This window comes from Anaerocolumna jejuensis DSM 15929, assembly GCF_900142215.1.
GTDB classification, from domain to species: Bacteria; Bacillota; Clostridia; order Lachnospirales; family Lachnospiraceae; genus Anaerocolumna; species Anaerocolumna jejuensis.
In genome coordinates, this window is record NZ_FRAC01000022.1 from 26,609 (window position 1) to 52,446 (window position 25,838).

The following is a 25,838-nucleotide window of genomic DNA, read 5'->3' on the forward strand; positions in this document are numbered from 1 at the left end:
CGGAGTAAACTGATGAGAAAAATCGAACTTGATGATAAAATTTGGGGAGAACTGGGGACACAGAACCTGCCGGAATTAATCAATGAATTTACAAAAAATCCAGAGGTTGATTCGGAAATTTTCTATGAATTAGTTGATTGCATCTGGGATGCTGGAACTTGTGAGCCTGCATTTTTTGTTGCAATTCCTCATTTAATAGATATAGCTTCCAATCTGGAATTTTGCAGGGCGAAAGACTTATGGAGCTATTTAGGCAGCTGGGTATCCACACATAAGAAATATTGTGAGGAGGTTTCTGAAGAAATATTGGATTTGTTTTATTCTTCATTGCGATACGCTGAAAAGGTATGCGCAGAATCCATATTCAAAGCTGGTAAATTAAGTGGTATTGATGCAGTATATTTATATGCAGGTTTATTTACATTTTCAAAGCATGATTTGGGATACATGACAATGAGCGGCTATAAAGATGATCTGGAAGGTACATCCGTTGCAAAATGTGAAAATGGACATTTAAATGATGTTACTGTTTATAATTCCGGAATAGCAGCATATGAAGAAAAAGAATTTCCAAGTAGTATAACAGTACCTGACCTAACTTCTATTAACTATCATTTTGAAAAGATAGATGATAATCCTTGGCTGCTATTTGAGGAGGGTATTCAAAAATTAATAAAGAATAATAATATTAGTAAGGAAATAAAAGCTCATTTAAGATTATCAGAATTAATAGTCAAGCATGGCGTGAAACCGGATTTACCTGTAAAATATGCCTTTTCCCTATATGGAAGTCTTTTGCTTTGCAATGGCTCAATTGATGAAAGCAACCGCTTATTTCATGGTTGGGATAAAATAATTTGCCAGGAATGCGGGCAGGAATTTATTTTTGCTGATGGTTGGTGTGAAAGTTGCTTATAATTTTCCAATACATGATTTTAGTTATACATAATCATTCTTAGAAAAGTTGAATTTCTATTTAATAAAAACTATCAAGCATATCTGAATCAAATAATAGTGCTAAGTGAGGGTAGATTAATGTTTATAAGCAGTAATTTGGGAACCGTCCAGTGTATCACTTTTTCAGAATACGAAGAGCATATTAACGAATGTATAAAACACGATCCGGGCAATGAAATATGGTGCAGCTGTAATAATGGCACAGAAGATTATCCTTGTCTCTCCATCCTTGTAAAAGACGGGGAAGCTGCTATTAACTACTTTTCAGAAAATAATGCTGCGATGTTTTCCTCCGTAGGTGATTTATCTAAAGATGGTATTGTTAAGTTTGAAGGCGGCCAATATGAAGCAGCGGCATATCAAATAGTACCACTGATGTCTGCGTTGGAATGTGCATTACAGTTCTTTCATTCCCAGGAAAAGCCATCCTGTATTGAATGGGAAGAATTATAATAGGGCTTGTGCAGCAGCATATTACCATCATCATTTACACTTGCTGAAGGATATAAAAGAGCGGATTATGGAGAAAAAAATTTATGAATTGCTTCTTTATGGGGAAATTACATGATTGTGATTTATAGTATATCGTTAACAAATTATCCATGTACCATATATAACTAAATCAGTAAATTCAACTTTAGTGAACTGCCAAAGGAAAAAATGAGGGAAAAGGAGTAACAAAAGATATGGGTTTATTTGGCTTATTCGGAAAATCAAAGAATTCAGAAGAGGAATCGTTACCAAAGAATGAGGTGGAACAGTGGGTTGCCTCCACCTATGCCCTTTGGTCGGAATATTGCGGGGGAAGCCGGAAATATATCGGCGGCTATAGGAAAAACCGTGCCAATGCCAGTATGATGAGAGGTGTGTTAAGGCGGGATTGGTTGATTTCTGACCATGACGAAGGGGTGGAAATGGTAGAATATTTGTTGAATGAAAAGAGCCATATCGGTGAGGCAGAGAAGACGGCTGCATGGGATTACTGCCGCACCTGCCAGCTGGCTGGCATGTTTTATGTAGCCGGTTATATGGAACGGCAGGAAACGATGGAGCTTTCAGTAAAAGCTGCAAGGATAATGCAGCAAAACTACAGATCATGGGATGAATTGATTCTCAGCTATATAGAAGGTTATACCCAGTGGAGAAAAGAGGAAGGCGGAAACGCGGAAGAAGAAATAAGGGAGCGCAACGAATTGTATCGGAAGCTTAAAGCCATACCGGATGGGCCTTACAGCCTGCCCTGGGAATTGCTGCTTATCTGAAAATATAAACAATACGGAACAAGAGCAGAGAAAAAAGCGTAGGACTTGTCTTATAAAATAGTAAGACAAACCCTACGCTTTTTCTATGCCTGTAAATACAGTAAATTATCAAGCGGTAAATGCAGTAAATTTTAAGCCCAAATAGAGTAAATTTTAAGTCCTAAATAGAGTGAAATTTTAAGCTCAGAGATACCATTTTATGACTAAAAAGTGAAAAATAGGAAATAAGTAGCAGGGATATGATATAAAAAATAGCGAGATTTTCCCGATAAATACTATAAGGCTGATATTAGGCAATTAAGTATGACAGCTGGGATGTCAAAACAGCTGGAAAAAGGGGAGAGAATTTATGGATTCTTATTACGAGCAATGGTTCCGTGAGGGAGAAAAATGGATGGCAGCTTACCGCAAACGGGTGCTTGGAATGAGTGCCGGTAAGATAATTCCACTTACTATAATTGCATTAATGCTGGTATTCGGAGGAATGGCATTGCTGAATGATGGCTCACCCCAGGATACCATGAATGGAGTTTGGGCAGGTTTTTTTCTGGGAGTATTTGTTTCCCTCATTTACCTGCTGCTTCTTCTGCCGGGTCTCAGTTCCGGTAGAATGCGCCGCAACATGCAAAGGGCTGTGAGTGCATTGAATACAGTGGATGGTGAACAGGAGCTGCTTGGAAGGGAGCTGCTTTTAGCGGCTAAAGATTCTTCCCGGGTGCTGAATTATGAAATGGTGGGTCCGAAATCGAATCACACACCTGCCCGTTTTATACTTTCTCCTCACTATGTCTGCTTATGGGGCAGCTCGCCGCTGGTCATACTGGTACGCCTGTCCGATGTGTCAGAAATCCGCTCGGATGAGGAGGATAAAAGAGCAGTTAACTACGGCACCCAGGTCAGCACCATCAGTAAAATCGAATTACATACAATACTCTTTTATTATAAAAAACTTGGCGGCAGCAGTTCAACGGAAGAGGAGCTGGCAGATGTCGGAATGGGATTTTTTAGCCGTGAAATTCGTGACAGGGTATTTGCGATGCTTCAAAAGCAGCAAATAGAAGGAGCACATTGATGAAAACTGTCGATTTAGCGGATAAATAGTAAAAATTTACTACTTTTAATTTATAAAAAATTATAGTAAGCGAGTGTGGAGACTTACATTTGAAATAAAAATGATGAATAAAACCGGAGAGTTTTAAATGATAATGGATGAAAAGGGGAAAATTTATACACAATTGTGTAAGAAGTATGAAAATTTAATATCAATTAGTACGGTAAAAGTTGGATATGTAAATAAAATGCGAAATAAGTAAAGTATTGACTAGCTATCCAATTAATGCTATAATAACCCATACATAGACATAATTTTCTATTATTTGATAAAATATCCATCGTTTAATAGAAAAGGGGTTAAGGGGGAGAAAAGTGAAAAAACGAAGGGCTAGTTTTGCCGTAATCTTGTTATTTCTATCTGTTCTGGTGATGAGTATTACAGTTCTTGCAGATGAGCAACCGGAAAGTAAAAATAAATCGGTTATTTTTCTTTTTGATTCCAGCGGAAGTATGAAAACCAATGACGAGAATCGTCTTGCAATAGACAGTATTGCACAATTGACCTATGCACTTCCCAGTGACTACCGGGTAGGAGTGGTATCTTACAATGCCAATGTTGTAATCAGCCAACAGCCGGTGGACAGCAATAAGCGCAGCCGGATTATGGACCTTGCCAACCGGATTCAGTATGAAGGCTTCAGCAATGCGGGAAAAGGGATGCTGCGTGCAGTTGACCTTTTAAAGAAAGAAAAGGCGGGGGAGAAGACCATCGTCCTGCTGACAGATGGCGAGATTCTGATGAAGGATGACGAGGCTACCAGGGAATCCTCTTCCTTATACCGGAAAGCAGTAAAAAAGGCTTCTGAAGCGGGAATTACAATTCATGTGATTGGCTTAGGCAGTCAGATGCGGAATATGAAGAACCCTATCTTTGCCGCTGCTGAAAAAACCGGCGGAGGCAGCTATCTGGCTTCACGGCCTAAGGACATTCAGAATGCAATCGATACCATTCTCATAGATAAATTGAATATTAAACAGACAAATCTTGCAATTGTGGATGCGGATGGAAAGCAGGAATCACTTTCCCTTGACTGCCCCTTTGTAAACGCAGGCATGGTTCGGGTGCTGCTGACCAGCAACGCACCCATTAAAAATCTAAAGACAAATTTTCAGGCTGAGGCTGCGAATCAGATTAATGGAGAAAAATATTCGCTCATTCAAATAAAAAAACCCACCAGTGAAAAGATTGACCTGAGTTTTCAGGGGGCTTCGGGAAGCCGTGTGAAGATAGCCATGATTCCGGAATACCGGATATTGCCCAAGGTAAAGGTCGAATATGACGACAAGGTACCTTCCGACCCGGAGGCCGTTTATTATGAACGTACTGCCCGAATCACCTATACCTTTTACGATATGGAAAATCAGAATTTACAGCTTTGGACGGAACCCTTCTTTGACCATAACAGAGTGGACCTGTCTTCAGACGGAAAGAATTTTCAGGAAAAGGCATTAAGCGGAGGCAAAATTACAATACAGGAGGCAGTAACGAAAGATCAGACAGAGAATATCAGCTTCGGTTACTCTAAGCTTCCGTTCTATGTATATGGAGAGAATGCTGTAAAGGTACAACTGGAAGGCCCTCCGGCCCTGCCTGTTGAAAAGCCCAAGCCTCCCTACCTGCTTATTGGAGCAGGAATTGCGGTGGCGGTGCTTATTATAGCATTAATTATCTGGCTTTTACTCAGAAGAAAGCCAGAACCCCTTCCTCCGGACGACAAGCCGGAGCCGAGCAGGTACAGCTATACTGGAAAACTGAATATCTATATTACAAGGGCGCCTGCCGGATATGATATTCCGCCTCTGACCTACAACCTGTTCCGATTGCCCTCGGGGAAGGTCATGTCCCTGGCGGATATTCTGGAAAGCTGTGCCGTACAGGAATTCTTTGAAGGAGCGGATAAAATTTACTTTAAATCCGGTCCTAACCATAACTTAATCCTGACAAATAACTCGGACTGCACCGTGATGAAGAACCGTGAAATCCTCATGAAGAAAAAAAGCTATCAGATTACGGTGGGCGGTAAAGTGGATATTGTATTTGAGGATGAGACAAGTGAATTAACGTTCCAGTATAAAGATTTAAAACCATCTGAAATGCGTTGATTGTCTGCGTAAAATAAGAGGGATTAAATAAATGAAAAGTAAGAGAAAGGGAGTGGTAAATGATGGAGATTATAAGCCAAACTAACCGGACAATCTTACTGGATGTCATAAATCCGGAAAAACTTGACCTACTTACGTTGGTTGGGGAGGTAAAAGGAATTGACAGTCTAAGTGATGACCAGATGCGCGAAATCAATCTGCATCTGGAATGCCGCAGCTACGAAGAGGCGGAGAGGAAAATGGCACCGGTTATTTGGTCCTTTTTCGATGCGAACTCACAATCGGTTAAATATACGTTGAAAAAACCGGAGAATATTTCGGAATCCATGCTGACGGAAATTAAGCTGAATGAGCAGGAGAACTTCTTGAAAACAGTTTTTACTGTTATGAGCTCAAGAAAGTCACAGGGACTGCTGAATGTGGAGTTTGGATTTGAAAAGCTGCTGGAAATGATATCCCCTAAAAAGGTAATGGAGGATATTAAGCAGGTCCGTAAGGAGATTCAGTATAATTACAGCAAATATGCAGAAATGGAAGACGGAGACCCGGGAAAACTGGATTTAGGTGACCGGCTGAATGTGTTATTTGAAGATGCCAGCACCAATTATAATAATGTAATGGCAATGCTCCCCTTAGCAATTGAAGATGTCAAGACCCGCTTGCTTCTGGGCGGAGGAGAACTGAAATCCGATAATAAGGAACTGGTGCCCGGAATTCTTACTATGGCGGAAAACGGGGAATTAAAGGTTTTGGAAGCTCCCAAGGAAGAGAATACGGCATTGGCGACCTTGGATGATAATATTAATGCAGGACTGATTGAAGTAATCAGGGAAGATTATAATGCGGTCAATGACACTCCCAGTGACTATGTCCAGAATCTGGTGGTACGTACCTTCTGTCCTCTGTCCTCGACCAATCAGAGTAAGATTGATGTGGAAACAGAGGTGCAGAATTATAATTCCTATCTGGAATTCTACCGTACTTCAAAGGATAATTTTATCAAGGTTGTAAAGCCCCTGGTAGAAAAACTGTTAGGAATCAAGATGTTTTTCGACCAGTACAAGGCGAAATCCAAAGGAATGCCGCCGTCCTTGCTGATTGCCAATATATCACCGGAAATGCTTGCAAAAAGCTCCAATCTCCCAAGGCTGATTACATACTTAAATACCACCAACAGTAAAAATAATTTTAAGGATACTATCTGGTATGCCATTTATCCCAATGTATCCTGGAGCCAGAATGTCACCAATAAGATTAACCGGGAAAGATTTAAGGGAAATGTCCAAAAGGCCGGGACCGATGTATACAGTATGGAGTCCTTAAGCATTTTACTGGATGTATTTAAAGACTACCGCGTTGAAACCTTCTTCTCCTTTGAGAACCGGGAAGAGACCACCTTTAATGCCCTTGCGGCAGAAGGTGTGGAGAAGGCCATAGAAAAATGCGCCCCTTTGATTGGAAAGTCCTACAGTGAATTTGCAATACCCGTCCTGCCGAATTTTACGGTTATCCCGAAGAATAAGTCCGGTGTCATTCTGGACACCAAGATGCGGGTGACGGACGGAAACAGTGCGGCGTTTTCCGATGCAAAAGAAGATGTCATGCGGTTGTGGATAGAGGGTGTTTATATTAATGGAGCATATGTGGCAGCCGGCTTCCATGCAGCATGCCAGTGCCCGGAGTACTTAAAGGACCATTTCAACCGGACAAAGGTAAGGACCGATTCAGAGCTTCCGGGTGTGCGTTTTGATATTGAAGCAGGGAACAATTCCCTGTTGGCCTATACCACCATGCCGAAGGAAATTACCGGCTTTACAACTACCATAAAGAATCAGATTAACCAGAAGAATTTCGGCTGGATTTTTTCATCTGAAAATGCTTCTCTAAATGGGGAGAATATAACAAATATTACGGTCTATAAGGCCAGAAACCTGTTATATAATTCAGAATACTCCTCCTATGAATCTGTGTATAAGACCCAGGTGACCACTTATATTGAGAGGATACTCCGGTATGTGACCGGGGATTTCAAGGAAGATAATATCAAGAACTTTTTCTCAAACAATCCTCAAAGTCAAAAGAGCAAGTGGTCGATGAAAAAGGATTGTATTAATGCAATCATCACAGAAGGCGACAATTTAGAGTATAGCATTAATGAAGCAACAAGCATTTGTGAGCTTACCATATCATTTAATGGCAGCCCGCGCAACCTGGAAGTTTTAATTAACCGGGTAAATGCAAATGCATAACATAATCACATTCAAAGAATGGAGGAATGAACAATGGGATTTAGACTGAAAATTGATGGATCAGGACCTGTAAACTTAAGTGAAAGATGTATCACAAGTGTGAATTTTCACTCAGATATTCCGGAGGACTCGAATGCAAGAGCTACCGACCACGGAACAGAGCTAATTATTCAGGGAAAGATGCTGTTCTCCTTAGGTGCGGAGGTGGAGGATTCCACCTTAAACCTTGCAAAATGGAGTATTGTACCAAGTGAATCTGCTGACAGTTACCGTAAGGTTCAGGTGGATGTGGTTGCAGCAGACCAGGTGGTAAGGCAGATTACCCTTCCCAATGCATTTGTTATGGATTACAGGGAGGAACTGGATGATGAGCATGGTGTAGGCGTTTTCTATCTTCATGTAAAACAGAAGAAGGATTTAACCCAGAACACTGCCGTTGAAGGCGGATTTGGACAATAAGGGAGGGAGATACTATGTCATTAAAAGTTAAAATTGATGGACAGGATAGCTTTGAGATTGCAAAAGACTGTGTGAAAAAAGTGATATTCAAGACGGACATCCCTCTGGATTCCAACGCAAGAACAAAGGATGTAGGAAGTACCCTGGAGATTTCGGGTAAGATTCTGGTTGCAACAGACGGAGACCCCTTTGACAGCACCAGACAGCTGGCGCTGTGGTCAATGGTTCCGGCAGAAAATGCCGCTGCTTACCGTCAGGTCACAGTAGAAGTCGTTAATGCAGGAGTGATTGAAAGAAAATACAGCTTTCCAAGAGCATTTGTTATTGACTACAAAGAGGATTATGGAAATTCCGATGGTATCGGTAATTTTAATATCATCATCAAACAGAAGAAAGATAAGCTCGATCAGATTGCCATTGAAGGCGGTTACACCGGAGCCTAAGCTTATCCCAGAGAATGGAGGGCACGTCTGGACCAGACGTGCCTTTTATAGAATTGTCCTTATCCTAAAGCTTTTCCGGCTTAGAGTAAGGCCTTAGAATGAGGATAAGAGAGGGAGGAATCGGTATGGAACAGGAAAAAGACTGGTATCGGATATTGGAAATACCCGATAATTCCAATGAGCAGGAGATTAAAGCAGCTTATAGAAAACTGGTAAAAAAATATCATCCGGATACTCATGCCAGGGATAAAAATAATACAGAAAAATTCAATGATATAAGCGAGGCTTACCGCATTCTGGGAAATACGGAAAAACGGCGGGAATACGATAAGAGAAGAAACCAGGACCAGAATCCTGAAAACAGCGGGAACACCGGAAAAGAGCAGAAGAGAGCTAAAGAAGCACCGGATTTTGATTTTCAGAATATGAATAAAAATTTTGAGGAATTTTTTGGCTTTCATCCCGAAACAAAGGATATTACAAGAGAAGATAAAGTGAAAATGAATAAAAATCCGTTGGACACCACAGAAATGTTCGAACGGTTTATGGGAATAAAGAGGTAACATATGAAAAAGAGATTGAATTTAATCATTGCGTTCCTATTTGTAAATATTGCAGCTGTGTTTTTTTTATATACCAAAATTCCTTATTACTGGTTATGGGGTATCATTTCCCTGGTTATGGCAGGGATGCATGTACTTTGGGCGGACAAAAAAGAGAAGCCGATGCTCCTGGCAAACAGCTATATATCAGGAAAAGAAAGAGCACCTGGCAATACCCTTACGGAAATGGTGCTTCTTGGTGAGGAGGATGAAAAGCTTGCCAGCTGGAATATCTATGGAAGAAATGGATTGGTAATCGGCAGGGATATCGGGGAAAACCAGGTAGACGTCAATCTGGATCAGACTGTCTATGCCAGTATGATCGATATTGAACATGCGGTTCTTAATTACTCCGGAAATGACTGGTATGTGGAGGATATTTCTATTAAAAACGGAATAAGCATTCAAAAGACCGATGGGAAAAAATATAGGCTTGCCTACGGCAAACCGTGTAAATTGGATAGGGGAGATATCATATATGTGGCCCTGACCAAGCTGCAGATTATTTAAAAGACAGATTGAGGGAAAGGATGTAGGAAGAATGGGAGAATCCAATTTAATTCGGTGTCAGAATGGACATATGTTCAGCAAAAAGAGGTATGGAACAGTGTGTCCTTACTGCAATATGGAAACGGCCACTCCGGAGAAAAAGGAGACGCAAAAATCAGAAATCGATTTAGAGGAAGAACTGTTCAAGGAAGAAGTAAAGCCCGTATGCGGCTGGCTGGTCTGCATAGACGGGCCGAGAAAGGGAAAGGATTACAAAATTATAGATGGCAAGAATTTTATCGGACGTGCGGACGATATGGACATCCAGATACTGGGCGACAACGAGATATCCAGACGGAATCATGCCATTGTTGTATTTGACCGTAAGAAAAAAGAATTCATGCTTTTACCCGGAGATGCCAACGGACTGGTTTATCTGGATGAAAATGCGGTATATACTCCAATGCCGCTGTATCCGTATGCAAAAATCGAACTGGGAAAGTCCACTTTTTTGTTTCTGCCATTCTGCGGATCAAATTACATGTGGGAATAAAATAGAAGAGGGGGCAATAGCATGGGTATCTCCTATTACATAATCGGGGTACTGGCTTTTGTGATTGTTCTGTTGGAAATTGCAAAGCTTTTCATTAGGCCGGGCAAGCCTGACTCGGGATGGGACAGGGGCTTTTCTATGACTATCGGGAATTGCGAAGTGCAGGAGGATCTGGGGGAGGTGTCTGTGATTCCGGCAGGGATGATGGCTGTTTTATCTGATGGGATGGGGAAGGCCTATGGCGGCCGCATTGCCAGCAGAATTGCCGTCAATACCTTTGTGGATATTTTTGAAGATTATAATGCCTTTCATAATCCCCAGTATTATTTCCGGAAAGCCTTTCACTCTGCAAACAAGGAAATTCTAAAGGCACTGGAAGGAGAAGAACGGGGAGCGGCCAGTGTAAGCAGTGTACTGCTCCGTAAAGGATATCTATACTATGCGGTAGCTGGGAATGTTAAAATCTGCGTTTACCGGGAGAAAAGCCTGGTTCCTGTCTCTGCCGGACATACGGTTGCCGTTCTTGCAGAGCAGCGGTTTTATGAGGGAAAGCTCTCAAGGCAGGATGCTGTGGAGCTGCTGGAAAACCACCGTCTGTATAACTTTCTAGGAAGGGACGGATTTCAGGATATTGAATTGTTTGATGCACCCATACGGCTGAAGCATAATGATATCGTGGTTCTGATGAGTGACGGTGTCTATGACCTGTTAGGCTTTAAGGAAGTGGAGCGGGTATTGGAGAAGCAGGGAAGCTGTCAGCAGATGGCTTTGGAAATAATAGAGGCGGTAAATCGCAATAACAGTACAGCGAAGGATAATGCCAGTATTATTTTACTTAGGGTAAGAAATGGAGTCACAGTATGAGAAAACAAAACGCAGAGTTCAAAACTGCTTTTACCTCAGAGGCAAATGCTTTAAAAAATACGGATTATTTTGGCTATGTCGAATTGGATCAGTATGCCTGTTATGTGATTGCGGATGGAATTGACGACCAGGTGGACGGAATAAGTGCCAGGTTAGCGGTATCTGCGGCCGTTGCTGCATTTTCGGAAGCTCCCTCCATGAGTAAGAAAGGTATGTCCTCCTGCTTAAGGGCGGCCAATAGGGCTCTGCTTGAAGCAAAGAGCAAAATGAAACTGAAGGCATCCATTCTTGTAGTGCTCACGGATTATTCAAAATTACGGTATGGACAGGCAGGGAATATCAGGCTGCGTTTATACCGTGATGGTTTTTTAAAGTATCAGACGGAGGACCAGTCCCTTGCCATGGACCTGGTAGCATCGGAGGAAATAACGGCGGATAAGGTGGCTTCCCATGAAGAACGGAACAACCTATATACCTGCCTGGGACAGGAGAAGGACTTTCAGCCCCAGATATCCGGGAAAATAAAGCTGACCAATGCAGATGCCATTGCACTGTACACCAGAGGAATATGGGAGAATATAGACGAGGGCGAGATAAAGGATGTATTTGCAGATGCAACCGATGATCCCCAGAAAACAGTCAATGACATGGAGGACATGCTGCTATCCAGACAGCCGGCGGAGCTTCAGACATATACCCTGGCAGTCATTTTTGCCAATAAGGTCTACATAGATCCCAATAAAAAAAGGAAAATCCGTAAAGTGGTCATGGCAGCAATTCCGGTTTTGACAGTGGTAGTAATACTGACAATTGTTCTATTTATACGCCATAACCAAAAAATGAATAAAATTCACTCAATGGAAACTGCCTATTTGAAAAGCATTGAATATATACAGACGGACAATTATGTAAGGGCGGAAGAAGAGTGCAAAACTGCTCTGAAGCTTGCAGAACAGGTAAAGGATAAAAAGAGACAGAAGGAAATCGGAAACTATCAGCTATTAATTGAGACAGTAATTTCTGCGGATGACGCCCTGGACAATAAAAAATATGCGGATTCCGGAACACTGTTCCAGGAGGCGGCAAAAAGAGCACGCTATGCCGATAACCAGGGAAAGGATTATATCAGCGGCAGATTGGATTTGGTTTCGGATTATACCTCGGTCTACGATTTGATTGGCCTTGGAGACAGCCTTGCCTTAAATCTTCAATATGACAAGGCGGAGGAAAAATACCTGGAGGCAAAAGCCCTTGCCGGTAAAATCTATTTTGATGAAGGAAGAAATGCCGCTATGGCAGCACTGGAAAAGCTCTATGCAGACCAAAAGGGAGAAAAGGAAGCAGAAGCGGACCAAAGGAAAGAACAGGCAGCACAGCAGGAGGCCGGTACCAATTATATGGCTTTGGGAGATAAGGCTTTTACCCAGGGAGATTATGAAAGTGCCAAGGTACATTATCTTGCCGCCAAGCAAAAATACCAGCAGCTAAAGGATGAAGTACAAAAAAAGGCAGCTGAGGAAAAAATAAAGGCCGCTAATGCAAAAATAAAACAGGCGTCTGCTCTTGATAAAGAGGCAGCTGGCTATGAAGAGCAAGCAGAAGCGTCTATTTCAGATAAGGATTTTATCAGTGCAAAAAAATATTATCTATTAGCAAAGGATATTTATGCCACTTTGAAAAACCAGGATAAGATTGACGAGATTTCCAGAAAGATGGAAGTCCTGGAAATAAAGGAACAACAGGAAAAAGAGGAAGAAGAGAAGAACAGTAAAGCAGCCGGAACAGATAATGGGACCGGTGAATCCGGTAAGGACACGGGAGCAGGGAAAGCCAATGAAAACAAAACGTCTGCCGCAGAGGATACTATAAATGGTACCACAGGTAAATAATCATAAGCAGTATCACAAGAGGGCTTGCGATATGCATGGAGATTAGATTGAAAAATGCGTTGCATTTTTAATCTTTTTATTTAAGCAGTATCACAAGCAGGCTTGTGATATGCATGGAGATTAGATTGAAAAATGCGTTGCATTTTTAATCTTTTTATTTAAGCAGTATCACAAGCGAGCTTGCGATATGCATGGAGATTAGTATGAGAAACGAACAGGATTTTGATATGGAGGGTTATATTAAAAAGAGAATGCTGGAAATCACATCTCTGGAGGACCGGCGCCTTTTTAAGGAAATTACGGAAAAGCTGCTGCTTGGGATAAATGATTATAATCAGAATGCCTATAAAACCCTGGAGCAGAAAATATTAAATGAACATAAGACCCAGCAGAAGGAATTTGCGGTATATCTTACCCTGACGGATTTGGAGCATTATGATGCAACGGATTCCTTTATGTATCCCATGATAGCAGAAGATGCAAAAAAGAGCGAGGCATTTGACAGCGATATGTTAAAGACCCTGAAAAAGGGAGAAAAGCCCAAGCTGTTTACCGTATACCTAAAAACAAGTGTTTCAGATATTCATAAGCTGGTTCATGGAAACAGGATATTCCAGGGTAGCATACGGACACAAAAAGGGGAATACAAGGGAACCTTTGAGCTTTCCAGAAATGAGCAGTACATGGATCTTGTCAAAAATCTGTACTACATTTTCGGCGTAAATTATCAGCCCTGGATGACCGTATGCGAGGCGTATATAGCCAAGATGTTTGATGTATATCTTTGCTCCGCCGGGCAGCTTACAGAAAAGGAAGAGATACAGGATATCACAATCGATTTTGAAGAATATGCCGGCAGGGTGTATTATAACATGATTCCCCTGTGGAATCTGGAAAAAAAGATAGAAAAGACCAGTACTTATCCGGATGCCTGTATTGACAAGGTAAATTATGAGCACCGGATATTTTCCCACCGCTTAAAGGAAGAGTGTGAATACCTGATTATGAATACGGATGTAGAGATTACCAATATCAGGCGGTTAAACGGGGACCTTCTTATTACCTGCCCCCTGGATAATCCCTGTGAATGGCAGCTTTACCAGGTGAATAAAAGAAACGGAAAGGAATATTATTTGTATCCGGTCCTTTCCAATCAGTCCAAGGAAAGCTTTGCCGGAAGCCTGACGGATATGTTCCGGAGAAGCATTAAGACGAAAGCAGAGCTGGCCAGGCTGATGGAGGCTTTTTCCTACAGTGATTATGTGGTGTTTCAGGATTATGAGATTCTGGATACGGAGCCCGAGGACCTGGAAGCCTGCAATTATAATATGGATGGTTTTATTTTGGATGAAATAAGAATCGGGAGGTCCCGGCAAACCCTGGTGCTATCTTTTACAGCAGCAGAGGAGGAGAACTATTTAAATGAAGATATCATGAGCTTTTTAGTCACTCAGGTGCAAAAGCTGTTTCCGGAGTATTTATGTATCGGAAGGCTGGTATAGGAGGGAAAGCAGTTGAATTTTCTATGGGATATTGTTTTGAGGGCACAGTCCTGCAATAGAAGGGAAGAGGAGCTGTTCTTTGTACAGGCAGATGAGTACAGCCCGTTTTATGAACAGGCCTTTGACTATATCAATGAGGACTGTGTGTACACCAATGAAATTGAATTAAATCTCCTGTACCGGTTTGCGGATATTTTCCAGGATATTCTGGCGGAGGATGGAAGGGAACTGCAGGAATTTAAAAAATATATGATTGATGTGGTTCTGCATATCTTACTGTATACGGACCTGCGCCATGGGCTCAGTATAAGGGAAATCTATATCCGGAAGCTGACGGAAGAATTGTTGGATGGGACCTTTTGGAGAGAAGGTGCGAAGGTCTTCCGGCTGATATCTCCGCAGAAGCAGAACCGACTGGCTACCCTTGTGCTCAGTCAGATGCAGACAGGTTCTTCGCTGCTGATTTTCAGGAGAGCGGTCCTGATTCTGTTTCCGGATGCGATTCTGTATCAGGTCAAGGCCGATCGAAAAAAGCTGCTTTTATATCTGCAGGATAAACCGGAGGATTATAAAAAACGGATGATACAATTTGCACAGGATATGTTCCTTCCTCTCAGCTATAACATTCGTATTTTCTGGGAATATCATTTTGGTATCATTGGTGTGGAAGGTACCATGAATATTGATGAACTGGCAATTTATTAAGTATTAATGGGGAGGATGCAACGGATGGATATGGCGGATAGAAAAGAAATACCGGGACAACAGATGAATTACTACCGCAGGGAGGAACTGGAGCTGATGACAACCTATCAGCTTCGGGAAATCTGCTGGAAGGAACGGATTGTCAATGGAATTCAGGCTCCCCTGGATAAGGATGAATTGATTCTTCAAATCATGCGTTTTCGCGGAAGAAAGGACAATCTTTTTATCCAGAGGCGGGATGAAGAGAGTATTGAACGGTTGGAGAAGCTGTTACAGACAGCCACGATTCAGAGCCTGCCCCATTCCATGAAGGGCTGTGCGAAGATTATAACCTATCAAGGGATTGAAGTTGGCTATTTTGACCGTTTTACCATCGGTTACCGGCCCGAGATTGCAGATACCAATGCCCTTCTGGTTAGCGGAAATAAGATTTGCGCTATTTTTCAGGTAAGGCAGTTCAAACAGGACAAAGAAAGGCTGTATTTAACAAAATCGGCTGAAATGCCCTGTGTGGAATCTGCTGTCAGAAGCTATCAGCTTTATTGTATGGAGCGTTCCCAATCGGACTGGCTTTACCACCTGTATGAAACCAATTATGAAACCCTGCCTGCCCACCTGCGGTTTTATATGGTTCCGGTACTTGATTTCAGGGAAAGGGAATTATTGGAGGCCAATATGCCCCTTGTCATAGATTTTGGCACCTCCAATACAACGGCAGGGACCTATTTGGATTCCACTTATATAGAGAAGCTGGACGGCGACCCGGTGAGGGAAGTTCTGAAGGAAAATGATGTGAACTATGTGACCTATCTGAAAGGAGACGAGGATGAAACAGAAAGCCCGGTCCTCCCGTCAGTGGTAGGGGTGACAAAGATAGACGGTGATAAGGTAGAGTATGTGTTTGGCTACCAGGCTGACCGGCTGTTTCATATGAGCTATATCGATGAGGGCTTTTGTGTTTTTTATGATTTGAAGCGCTGGATAAGCGATGCGGACAAGATGGAGGAGCTGGTGGACAGAAATGGGCACCGCTGCTTTGTAAAAAGAAAAGATATTATCAAAGAATATCTGGAATATGTCATATCCTGTGCAACAGGAAGGTTTAAGTGCCGCTTTAAAAGGCTGCATATATCGGCACCTGTGAAGCAGAAGAAACTCTTTACCCACCTCTTTAAAGAAATCCTGGCAGATTATCAGCTTGAAGAAGAAGACATGCTGGATGAAGGAGTGGCAGTGCTTTATAACTCCATTTCAGACCTGATAGAACGAAAGGGATATCGGAATGACGAGGAACTGAAGGCATTGATTATAGATTGTGGTGGAGGTACCACGGACCTGTCATCCTGCCGTTTTTCTATTAATAATCAAAGGGTCTCCTATAAAATTGAGGTAGCAACGTCATACGAGAATGGTGATACGGATTTTGGCGGGAATAATCTCACCTTCCGGATACTGGAGCTGCTTAAGATTGCCCTGGCAAGACAAATAGAGGAGGAAGAGGGGGATATGCCGGAGGCAATTGTTGAAAAGCTGGGAACGGATATCTTCCGCCGGGTAGACCAGGAGGGAATCCGGGAAGTGTACCGGCTGCTGGATGAGGAATATGAGAAAGCGGAAAAGACTATTCCGACCCGGTTTAAAGAATATGAGCATAAAAGCAATAACGAATATTTTGCTGTGAAAAACAATTTCTATTATCTCTTTGGAATGGCTGAACAAATTAAGAAGATATTTTACGGTAAGACGGATATTCTCCGGGTGGCAGTATCCAGTTCCGAAATAAGGGAAAATGCGGTAAAGTGCGTTCTGGCTGAGCGGTTTAAGCTATCCGTAAGGGAAGCCGCCGGGGAGCCTCTGAAGATATTAAAGGATATCCCAACGGTATATATCAGCATTAATGAACTGAATCAATTATTGAAGGCGGATATTTATGGGATTATTAAGAGATTTATTGAAGCCTCTTATGAAAATGGGGAATTACAGGAATATTCCATTATGAGATTAACCGGCCAGTCCTGTAAAATCGACCTCTTCCGGGAAGCCCTGAAGGAATTTATACCCGGGAAAGTCATTGCCTCGTCCAAGAAAAACAACAGCCAGGCAGAGGACTATGAGCTGAAGCTCATGTGCCTTGACGGAGCAATTAAATATATCAAAGATAAACGGTTTGGCTATGCGGATGTAAGAATCACCAATGAGCCGCCGGCTTTTCCCTATATTGTTACGGCAATAACCCATACAAAGGAAGAAAAGATACTGATACAGAGCCTGGACAGGCGGAATATACGGGGCTATATTTCCAGAAATATGGCGGACTTAACGTTGCAGCTGTATCTAAAGGATACCAATGGCAATTTGCTTTACAAGTATAATTGTTCCTTTTCCCAGGCTGACTTTGAGCCCGCAGAGGCGGAAGAGATTGTGGAGAAATACCACAATGAGATTTTGCAGGATGATGTGGATTCTATTGTAGACAGGGAATTAAGATGCTTTGTTCTGGCCGACGAAGAACGCTGGGGATTTGCAGTGGTGCCAGTTCTTAGAAATGAGGAACAGCTGATGCTGGGACCGGACCAGTTCTACCTGTTCGAGATAGAGAGCTGGCTTATGAACTTCTTTGACGGAACAAAATAAGGAGGAAGAAATATATGCTGATACAGGCAGTTCCATTATTTCAGGATGGACATATATTAAGGCGGGAGATGCTGATTGCACTATCGGACTATGCCTTTCTGACAAGTCAGCTTCTGTATAAGGGATATGCAGATGGTATTCTTACCGGCTGTGAACTTACTACGACAAAGGACAGCATTATTTTGAATACGGGAATTGTGTTTTTTAAGGGCCAGGCATATCTTATCAAGGAGCCCATGGTAATTACATATTATCCCACCAACACGACAACCATGTTAAAACTGACCATTTCCGACGAACTAAAAGATCCCAATTATGTATATCGGGAGATGGATATGGTCCTGACAGAGCAAATCAGCCTGCAAAACAATGAAATAGAGCTGTGCCGGTTCAAACTGCAGCCAGGTGCCAAGCTTCGGGACCAGTATCAGGACTTTGAAGACCGGAATACCATTTTTGATACCCTGAACCGCATCCACGTACCCTTTTCGGTAAAGGGCGAAGGTACCCTGGACAGGGAAATAACCAGGGCCTTTGCAAAGGAAATGCTGGCAACGGACAGTTTGACGGATTTTGATGCTTACTTTTGCATGCAGATTCTCAATCAGTCCTATCCTGTCAGTAAGGAGGCTCTTCTTGTATATTTGAACCGGAGTCATCAGGCAGTCTTGTCTGAGCATTCGAATCAGGCAGTCTTTCAGGAACTGATTAAGGTTCTGAAAATGAGGCAGAGCGGGAAGAAAAGCGGCGGAAACAGAGAAGGCTCTAAAAAGTGGAAGGTGACAGTGGATTAAAAACGGGTGGAAGGTCAGTTTTCCACAATAGGGAGGCAGTTTGCACAAGGGGCATTCAACGAAGAAATAGTTAGGATTCAAACCGAACAATACCTTTATCTCCATCAACGACAATTTCCTGTTCATCCTGTAATAATTCGGTTGCATTGCCACAACCTAAAACAGCAGGAATATTATATTCCCTTGCTACGATGGCACTATGGGATAAAGGACCGCCGGTATCGGAAACGATTGCCGAGGCTAAAATAAACAACGGTGTCCATGATGGATCGGTATAACGGCAAACCAGAATATCACCCGGCTGCATTTTGTCAAATTCCTGTAAGGTTAAAATTTTTCTTACCCGTCCCCGGCAAAATCCCCGATTGCCGGATACACCAGTCAGTATGTTGGGGTCGTCCTGTTTTCCTCCAAGAGAAAGGCTATTCCATAACCTTTCGTTTTGGAGACGGTTCGCCTTTCTGACCTTAACCCGATTCTTATAATCCGGAATCCCGTCAGGCAGGGAGTATACCTCCTCTAATGTAAGGAAAAGAATATCCTTCGGCTGTTCAAATATTTCTGGAAACCGGAGATTCAGCTCAAATGCAATCCTGCGTGCCAGTCCATAACACATTTCTATCATATAAAGACTTTCTTCGCGGTTCACATGATACCCTCGTATTTCCTCAATCTTCTTACGCAATTTAGCAGCTTTTTTTGCAGAAAAGCGCTTTGCAATTTTCGCAAGGATTACCTGATACTTGCTGTTTTCTAAGTCCCTGTTATCAGATTGTAACAAAGCTTTTATCAAAGAAAACAGAGAAGTCATATCCTCATACCATGATACGGAGCCGAAGGCACAATAGCTGCTGCTGGATTTCCAGCCAAATTCATTAAGAAAATTCTGCAGCTTAGCTGAAAAATCAGAATAGTCATTGCGAATGGCTGCTATAGCGTTTTTATCTTCTTTTCTGAAAGCTGTAATAGCTTTTTTCAACTCACTATGCTTCTGAATATAAGCGGTAAGGTTTCTTAATGCAACATTTAACTCCCACGTTTTATAGGACAGGTCACTTAACAAATCGAATTCATTAATATTTTTATCTATATGGTGTAAAGTTGGGTAAAGCAGCTTGGATACCGCAACCGAAGGAAAAATATTGTAACGAAAGCGGATGCAGGCAATTTCTTCAGATAAGTTCATAAGCTCTTTCACTTGCTGAACCAACGCGGAAACGGACAACCGGGAAATATCCATCACAGATTTTTTATCTAATTCTTTTTTTATCATGGAAAACGCACGGTCTGTATTTAATGAATTGATGGAATAATTTGTAAACTGCCGAAGCAGAAATGGGATTTTCACAATTCTCGGAGAAATATGCATCGTACCTGCCGAGAAGGATAGTATGCCCTTTTCATCCATGCTTAGTTCGCTGCCGATAGAAACACCTAATTCATGAAAAACTTTTGATTTTGCCTTATCTATGATTTCACATGGTTCTACATCCAGAGGATAAAGGGGAACAGGACAATGTTCTATCCAATTATTCATCGCCGCTTTCTGAGCTGCGGAAAGCTCCGGCTGTCTTTCAGTTGTTTTATTTAAGGTTGTAATAGGGCGGGATTGTAATAAATATAGCTTACCACCCGAAATGGCCCATTCAATATCCTGGGGGGTGCCATAATGCTGCTCTACTCTCAGGCCTATTTCAAAAACCTCAAGCGCCTGATTGTCACTCAGGCAAAAGCGGCCTTTTTGCTCCAAGGGTGTTTTGGTTTCCTTAACCCCTGTGGCACCATAGCAGATTAAAATATCTTTATCACCCATCTTTTTATCGACAATACGCCCTTGTTTTTTGCTGTAGATATAAATATCCGGGGTTACTTTTCCTGAAACAATCGCTTCACCAAGTCCCCAGGAAGCATTGAGCATCATCCGATCTGTTTCCTGGCTGACGGGATCAATCGAAAAAAGAACACCTGAAACTTCACTTTCAACCATTCTTTGAATAACAACCGCCAAAGATACGTTGACCGTATCAAAGTTTGCCTGCTTCCGATAAGCAACGGCACGTGCTGAATACAAGGATGCAAAGCATTCCTTTATTGCCATGATAAGCTGCTCTTTACCAACGACGTTAAGATATGTTTCCTGCTGCCCTGCAAAGCTTGCTTCCGGCAGATCTTCAGCAGTAGCTGAGGAGCGGACGGCAACTCTCATATTTTGCCCAAGTGCAGCGTAACACTCTGCTATTTCCTCTTCAAGTTCAGCCCAAATCTGTCCGGCTGCTATTTCAGAGCGAAACTTGTTACTGTAAGTAGATAGCTGCTGCTCAAAGCTGTTCCGCTTCATATATTCGTCAAATGCATCTCCTGTAATACAAAATCCATTGGGGACAGGCAAGCCGGCGTTAAACATTTCACCTAGATTTGCGCCTTTTCCTCCGACAACAGAAACGTCCTTCTTTTTTACCTCCTGAAACATTCTTATATATTTCATTGATAAACCTCCTTTATTCCAAACCTCAAGCTTTCGATCACATTGTTTTAAACCGAAAAGATAAAGATGCTGCAATCAAGCCTGATAAGGCGAGAATCACAACGCCCCCAATATAATATCGTTGTGGATAATTCAGTGAAAACTGAAATAGTATGGTTCCGATACTGCCGCCAAAATTACGGATTAAATGGGCGGTACTGTTTACTCCGGCAGCATTGCCCCGGGTTCGGGTAGAGGTATATGCCAATAATACGGACGTTAATACACCGGAGCCGAATCCCAGCAATCCCACAGACAGCGTAAAGAAGAACGGCATGAAAATGCTTCCCATCAGGCCTGCTGACCAACCGATTAATATGACTGGACCCTCAGAAATTTTAATCAATCCTCCCAGAATACTCCCAATGCCCATGAGGACGACGAATACCGCCAGCAGATTCCCTGCGGTATCCGCGCTTAAGCCCATTGAAAACTGCATGAGACTCGGCAGATATGCCAAGCAAACATTATAGAATGCTCCGAGCAGAAATACCTGAAAACACAGGTTTCTCAATAAGGGATCACTTACAAATTCCTTTGGAAGCAATACATTTCCGTTATTAGCGTCTTTTCGTACCACAAGGAAAAGCAACACGGCACCGAAGACCAGCACCAGGTATTGTTGATGATATGCTTGTTCAATCCCCAAGGTTACAAGAAGAATAGCGATAATCATAAGCAAATGCTGCTGAAATTGGAAGGGTACTATTTGTATTACAGGAACGCTATCAGAAAGATTACGGAATACCAACCAGAAACTTAGCATTTCAACCGGAAGTAATATGTAAAAGATTACCTGCCATGAAGCAATATGGGGCAGATAACCGCCAGCTAAACTGCCTAGTCCATTAAATACGATTTGTACAACAGCAAAGGCAGCAAAAACCGCCGCATATTTTTCTTTCTCAAACTGTTCGGCTATTATCCCGTAGGTTGCCGGTACTACCACTCCTGCTCCAATCCCCATAGCGATTCTTGCTATCACAAGATACAGCATGGAACTGCTGAAGGGAGCTATTATTGTACCCAAACCAAATAATAGAGAACCAATGATGAAGTTTTTCCTGTTGCCGAATTTTTGGCATAAGCTGCTGGACAATATAATAACGGCTGAAGAGGCCAGTATATAGCTGCCATGTACCCATGAATAAAAGGAAACTGAATTAAAGCTGTCGCTGATTGCGGGCAGTGCGCTGCTGAAATAGGTTTGCATAATAGTAGAGGCACCCATGCAGAGCAATAAACCGATGAGTATCGCAGTTCTTTTAGGTCTGTTCAAACTGAAACACCTCCTTCAGCAACAGTATAGCATGAACCTATGAAAATTACAAATTATTTTCATAGGTTTGTTAAAAAATATCAAAGATGCTCGAGAAGCATTTTTTCAATTACCTGATACCATGACTGAAAACCAGCGCCGATCTTGTCTTTATTCGTGCATAGTATGGCAAGCGTTGCAACAGCAGAGGCTAATTCTTCATCAGATGCGGAGATAGTTATTCCCTTATTTATCCATACTTTTCTGATCTGCTGTATGAAATGCAAGTTATCCTCTGCGGTAACAGGATCGTCGTTCCAGACCAACGTTTCTAATAAACTGCTATATTCATTGGTGTAAAATTTGTTTGTGTTTGTTTTATCTATAAGAACATTGGCGAGGTCAGTAAAAAAATCTTTTGGTGTTTGATTTTCTTCTTTTATTATCATTATAATTTTTTTCCGTATTCGATTCTTCTCATCACGCAGGATTTCTTCATAAAGAGCTTCTTTATCTTTGTAAAATGTATAGAAACCGCCTAAAGATATACCCACCTGCTTTGTTAATTCCTGTATCCTAAAATCTTTAAAGCCTTGGTGCATAAACATTTTTGAAGCTGTTTCTTTTATTCTTAGCTTTAATTCCGCTCGTTCTTCCTCAGTATATGGACGTCCCAAAAAATTTACCTCCTATCTCAAATGATATTCATGTATATTATAATACCTTTTCATTAAAATGGAAAGGAGTGTTCCCAAAACATGAAACGAGGAAACTCATTGGAAACACAAAAATGATGAACTGGATTTGCTTTTTCTGAAGCATTTTCATGCCGGCATGTTATGAAATAGGTTTCATTGACAATTTAAGTAAAATTAAGTTGATTTATAATATTTGTAACCTTAAAATAGAGGTAACATAACTTATATCGAGGAGGGGTATAAATGTTTAATATTGCTATTTGTGACAACAATAAGCAAGACGCTGTAAAAATTAGAACTATTGTTAAAAGCTATATGGATGCCAAATTTATTCCCTATCAAATATATGGTTTTAAATCAGGAGAGGAACTGCTGGAATTTCAGGGTAAACTTGATTTAATATTTCTTGATATTGCAATGGATGGGATAAATGGCATTCAGGCTGGCAAAAAGCTGCATGAAATAAACAGAAATGTAAAAATTGTATATACGACCAGCTATAAGCAATATTGCATACAGGCAGTGAATAATGTACATGCCTTTGCGTATTTGGAAAAGCCTGTTACAAATGTAATGGCCGAGAAGCAGCTGGATGAAGTAATGCGGTATATTCAGGAAGAAAGAGAAAAAGCGGAAACGGTTAAATTTGATATTATTGTGATTACGGAGGAAGGTGAATTAGAAAATAAAATCAAGAATTTTGAAGTGAAGGATATCATTTATTTTGAATATATTAACAGGAAAATAAAAATAAAACTGAGGGATGAAGAATGTTTCTTCAGTGATAGTATGAATCGTTTAGCTGCAAAGATGCAGAGGCATAATTTTGAAATCTGCCATCAATGCTATTTGGTAAATTTGATACATGTGAAAAAAATAAAAGGTTATCAGGTTTATCTTGATAATAATGAAAAGCTTCCGGTTTCCCAAAAAAAATCAGCTGATTTCAGGAAAAAGCTGAATAAGTTCATACAGGACTGTATTTAGGAGAAGAAATGGATGATTACATAATTTTTTTAGTTGGAACAGTTATTTCATGTCTGATTAACAGCATTATACTGTTTCAATTTATTGAAGAAAAAAATGAAAGGCTGTATTCCAATCAATTATTTTATTTTCTGGTAAAGGCAGGGCTATATTTCCTTACCATATGTGTCAACGTGGTACAGCAGCCTGTCTTTAATATTATAAGCTGGATCATATTGTTCAGTTTTGTAAATATCACATTATATGGCAATGGGAACAGAAAAACAATACACAGGATTATGGAGATTCCGGTATTAATTGCAATATTGACCATATGTGAAACAATAGGGGTATTTATACTGAAATTTGTTCTATGGGCTTTGAAGATACATCATATTCAGTCTATTATGATGGAAAGCCTGGAAATAACCTTTTCCAAAATGGTGGTGCTGATTTTTTATTATATTATCATTACAAAATTTAGGAAGGATGACTCTGCCAGACTGTTTACGAAAACTCAGTTTGGAGTTGAATTTATTATCATTTTGTTTAACATTGCGAATCTGGCTGTTATTATCTCTTTCATCACTAAGATTACCAGCCAAAGGGAGCATATCTTCCTGCTGGTTAATATGGCATTTATGTTATTTGCCGACTTGTATTTTCTTTTCTTTGCCAGGTTCGCGGAAAAGTATAATCAGCTCAAAGTAAAATTCAGGCTCCTGGAGCAGCAGTCATTGCTGCAATACGAGTATTATGCCGAGCAGGAAGAAAAATATAATGAATCCGTTAAAATTCTCCATGATGTAAACAAGCATTTAAAAATGATAGAGAATATGTATCAGGCAAAGGAAGATGAAATTGCAATAACCTATGCCCAGGAAATAAGCCAGATGCTTCTGCCGCTGGCCTTGGAGGATTATACAAATAATCCGATTCTAAATGTACTCTTAAACGATAAAAAGAAAATTGCCAATTTCCATAATATCAGATTTGGTATGGAAATAGGTACGATTGATTTGAGCTTTATGGAACCCATTGAAGTCACTACAATCTTCGGCAATTTATTGGATAATGCAATCGAAGCCTGCGATAAGGTATCCGGAGACAAATATATAGAAATGAAACTGGATAAATACAATGATTTTATGGTTATAAATATCAGCAACAGCTCCATGCCCATTGGAAAATGGCATCTTGGCAAGCCGGTGTCAGGGAAGGGCAGACATCATGGAATAGGCCTGCTAAATGTAGAAAGCATTATAAAGAAATACAATGGCAATATGATCCTGGAGGAGGCAAACAGGAAATTCAGCTGTAAAATCATCATTAATCAATAAATAGCCAGGGGGCTTTTTTGATTAGACAAGCTTATACAAAAAAGACTATTTTCTGTAAGTTATACACAAAAACTGTAACTTGTGCAGACGATATTGAAAATAAATTAATGAAGTGAGAAAATGCGACTGTAAACAAGTAACAGTCCAAAATTAAATCAGAAAGGAAAGATTATCATGAAAAATGAATTGAAAAAATTATCTCTGGAACTAGCGTCAAAAGCAATATTAAAGTCAGCAACGAAGGAAGCTAACTCTTCCTGTTTTTTTATTGGCTATCAGCCTAAACTGCCAAAGGATGTTATGAAGCTGAGAAAATTTTAAATTCCGAAGCAATCAGCCGGCAAATACTGATCAATAATGGGGAGAAGATATAACGGGGTATAGAAATATAACTTTATTGGGGTTACGATGCAACTTGTTCATAAAGGCAGATA

23 protein-coding genes are annotated in these 25,838 nt (G+C 41.1%); 20 read left to right on the top strand and 3 right to left on the bottom strand.

Features of this window, described 5'->3' with window-relative positions:
- Positions 1 to 12 precede the first annotated feature (12 nt).
- The 17 genes from BUB77_RS19610 (at position 13) to BUB77_RS19690 (ending at position 18,618) form a co-directional block, all read left to right on the top strand.
- Positions 13 to 918, top strand: coding sequence for a hypothetical protein (locus BUB77_RS19610; RefSeq protein ID WP_073278551.1), 906 nt, complete (start codon positions 13 to 15; stop codon positions 916 to 918).
- A gap of 117 nt (positions 919 to 1,035) precedes the next feature.
- Positions 1,036 to 1,410: an Imm1 family immunity protein gene (locus BUB77_RS19615; RefSeq protein WP_073278552.1), complete on the top strand. Its 375-nt coding sequence runs from the start codon at positions 1,036 to 1,038 to the stop codon at positions 1,408 to 1,410.
- A 233-nt stretch (positions 1,411 to 1,643) separates the two neighbouring features.
- On the top strand, positions 1,644 to 2,219 hold the full coding sequence (locus BUB77_RS19620; RefSeq protein ID WP_073278553.1) for a DUF1266 domain-containing protein: 576 nt from the start codon (positions 1,644 to 1,646) through the stop codon (positions 2,217 to 2,219).
- A gap of 349 nt (positions 2,220 to 2,568) precedes the next feature.
- Positions 2,569 to 3,291, top strand: coding sequence for a hypothetical protein (locus tag BUB77_RS19625; RefSeq protein ID WP_073278554.1), 723 nt, complete (start codon positions 2,569 to 2,571; stop codon positions 3,289 to 3,291).
- Between the two features lie 353 nt (positions 3,292 to 3,644).
- Positions 3,645 to 5,435 (top strand): vWA domain-containing protein, encoded by a 1,791-nt coding sequence (locus tag BUB77_RS19630; protein ID WP_073278555.1) that lies wholly within the window; start codon positions 3,645 to 3,647, stop codon positions 5,433 to 5,435.
- Between the two features lie 62 nt (positions 5,436 to 5,497).
- Positions 5,498 to 7,684, top strand: a complete 2,187-nt coding sequence (locus BUB77_RS19635) for a transcriptional regulator (protein WP_073278646.1) — start codon at positions 5,498 to 5,500, stop codon at positions 7,682 to 7,684.
- A 33-nt stretch (positions 7,685 to 7,717) separates the two neighbouring features.
- Positions 7,718 to 8,143 (top strand): hypothetical protein, encoded by a 426-nt coding sequence (locus BUB77_RS19640; RefSeq protein WP_073278556.1) that lies wholly within the window; start codon positions 7,718 to 7,720, stop codon positions 8,141 to 8,143.
- Positions 8,144 to 8,157: 14 nt separating this feature from the next.
- Positions 8,158 to 8,586: a membrane-associated protease 1 gene (locus BUB77_RS19645; RefSeq protein ID WP_073278557.1), complete on the top strand. Its 429-nt coding sequence runs from the start codon at positions 8,158 to 8,160 to the stop codon at positions 8,584 to 8,586.
- Between the two features lie 125 nt (positions 8,587 to 8,711).
- Positions 8,712 to 9,149, top strand: coding sequence for a J domain-containing protein (locus BUB77_RS19650; RefSeq protein WP_073278558.1), 438 nt, complete (start codon positions 8,712 to 8,714; stop codon positions 9,147 to 9,149).
- 3 nt (positions 9,150 to 9,152) lie between these two features.
- A complete protein-coding gene (locus BUB77_RS19655) occupies positions 9,153 to 9,698 on the top strand; it encodes an FHA domain-containing protein (RefSeq protein WP_073278559.1) in 546 nt (181 codons plus the stop codon).
- A 31-nt stretch (positions 9,699 to 9,729) separates the two neighbouring features.
- Positions 9,730 to 10,230 (top strand): FHA domain-containing protein, encoded by a 501-nt coding sequence (locus BUB77_RS19660; RefSeq protein WP_073278560.1) that lies wholly within the window; start codon positions 9,730 to 9,732, stop codon positions 10,228 to 10,230.
- 21 nt (positions 10,231 to 10,251) lie between these two features.
- Entirely contained in the window at positions 10,252 to 11,094 is an 843-nt protein-coding gene (locus BUB77_RS19665) for a PP2C family protein-serine/threonine phosphatase (protein ID WP_073278561.1), read from the top strand.
- Positions 11,091 to 12,983 (top strand): PP2C family protein-serine/threonine phosphatase, encoded by a 1,893-nt coding sequence (locus BUB77_RS19670; RefSeq protein WP_073278562.1) that lies wholly within the window; start codon positions 11,091 to 11,093, stop codon positions 12,981 to 12,983. The genes BUB77_RS19665 and BUB77_RS19670 overlap by 4 nt, the downstream gene beginning before the upstream one ends.
- Positions 12,984 to 13,186: 203 nt before the next feature.
- Positions 13,187 to 14,485 (top strand): hypothetical protein, encoded by a 1,299-nt coding sequence (locus BUB77_RS19675; protein WP_073278563.1) that lies wholly within the window; start codon positions 13,187 to 13,189, stop codon positions 14,483 to 14,485.
- Positions 14,486 to 14,497: 12 nt separating this feature from the next.
- The gene (locus tag BUB77_RS19680; RefSeq protein ID WP_073278564.1) at positions 14,498 to 15,190 is read left to right on the top strand and encodes a hypothetical protein; all 693 of its coding nucleotides are present in this window, start codon (positions 14,498 to 14,500) and stop codon (positions 15,188 to 15,190) included.
- A gap of 24 nt (positions 15,191 to 15,214) precedes the next feature.
- Positions 15,215 to 17,824 (top strand): Hsp70 family protein, encoded by a 2,610-nt coding sequence (locus tag BUB77_RS19685; protein ID WP_084124490.1) that lies wholly within the window; start codon positions 15,215 to 15,217, stop codon positions 17,822 to 17,824.
- Between the two features lie 14 nt (positions 17,825 to 17,838).
- Positions 17,839 to 18,618, top strand: a complete 780-nt coding sequence (locus BUB77_RS19690) for a hypothetical protein (protein ID WP_073278566.1) — start codon at positions 17,839 to 17,841, stop codon at positions 18,616 to 18,618.
- Positions 18,619 to 18,688: 70 nt separating this feature from the next.
- Here BUB77_RS19690 and BUB77_RS19695 read toward each other — a convergent pair whose 3' ends face one another.
- The 3 genes from BUB77_RS19695 to BUB77_RS19705 form a co-directional block, all read right to left on the bottom strand.
- Positions 18,689 to 21,103 (bottom strand): PEP/pyruvate-binding domain-containing protein, encoded by a 2,415-nt coding sequence (locus BUB77_RS19695; RefSeq protein WP_073278567.1) that lies wholly within the window; start codon positions 21,101 to 21,103, stop codon positions 18,689 to 18,691.
- Between the two features lie 37 nt (positions 21,104 to 21,140).
- Complete coding sequence (locus tag BUB77_RS19700; RefSeq protein ID WP_073278568.1) at positions 21,141 to 22,421, bottom strand: MFS transporter; 1,281 nt, start codon at positions 22,419 to 22,421, stop codon at positions 21,141 to 21,143.
- Between the two features lie 80 nt (positions 22,422 to 22,501).
- Complete coding sequence (locus BUB77_RS19705; protein ID WP_073278569.1) at positions 22,502 to 23,077, bottom strand: TetR/AcrR family transcriptional regulator; 576 nt, start codon at positions 23,075 to 23,077, stop codon at positions 22,502 to 22,504.
- A gap of 264 nt (positions 23,078 to 23,341) precedes the next feature.
- On the opposite strand from BUB77_RS19705, the gene BUB77_RS19710 reads away from it, so the two are divergent.
- From BUB77_RS19710 to BUB77_RS19720, 3 genes are all read left to right on the top strand, one after another.
- On the top strand, positions 23,342 to 24,085 hold the full coding sequence (locus BUB77_RS19710; RefSeq protein ID WP_073278570.1) for a LytR/AlgR family response regulator transcription factor: 744 nt from the start codon (positions 23,342 to 23,344) through the stop codon (positions 24,083 to 24,085).
- Between the two features lie 8 nt (positions 24,086 to 24,093).
- Positions 24,094 to 25,404, top strand: a complete 1,311-nt coding sequence (locus BUB77_RS19715) for a sensor histidine kinase (RefSeq protein WP_084124492.1) — start codon at positions 24,094 to 24,096, stop codon at positions 25,402 to 25,404.
- A gap of 174 nt (positions 25,405 to 25,578) precedes the next feature.
- Entirely contained in the window at positions 25,579 to 25,725 is a 147-nt protein-coding gene (locus tag BUB77_RS19720; RefSeq protein WP_073278571.1) for a cyclic lactone autoinducer peptide, read from the top strand.
- Positions 25,726 to 25,838: the final 113 nt, after the last annotated feature.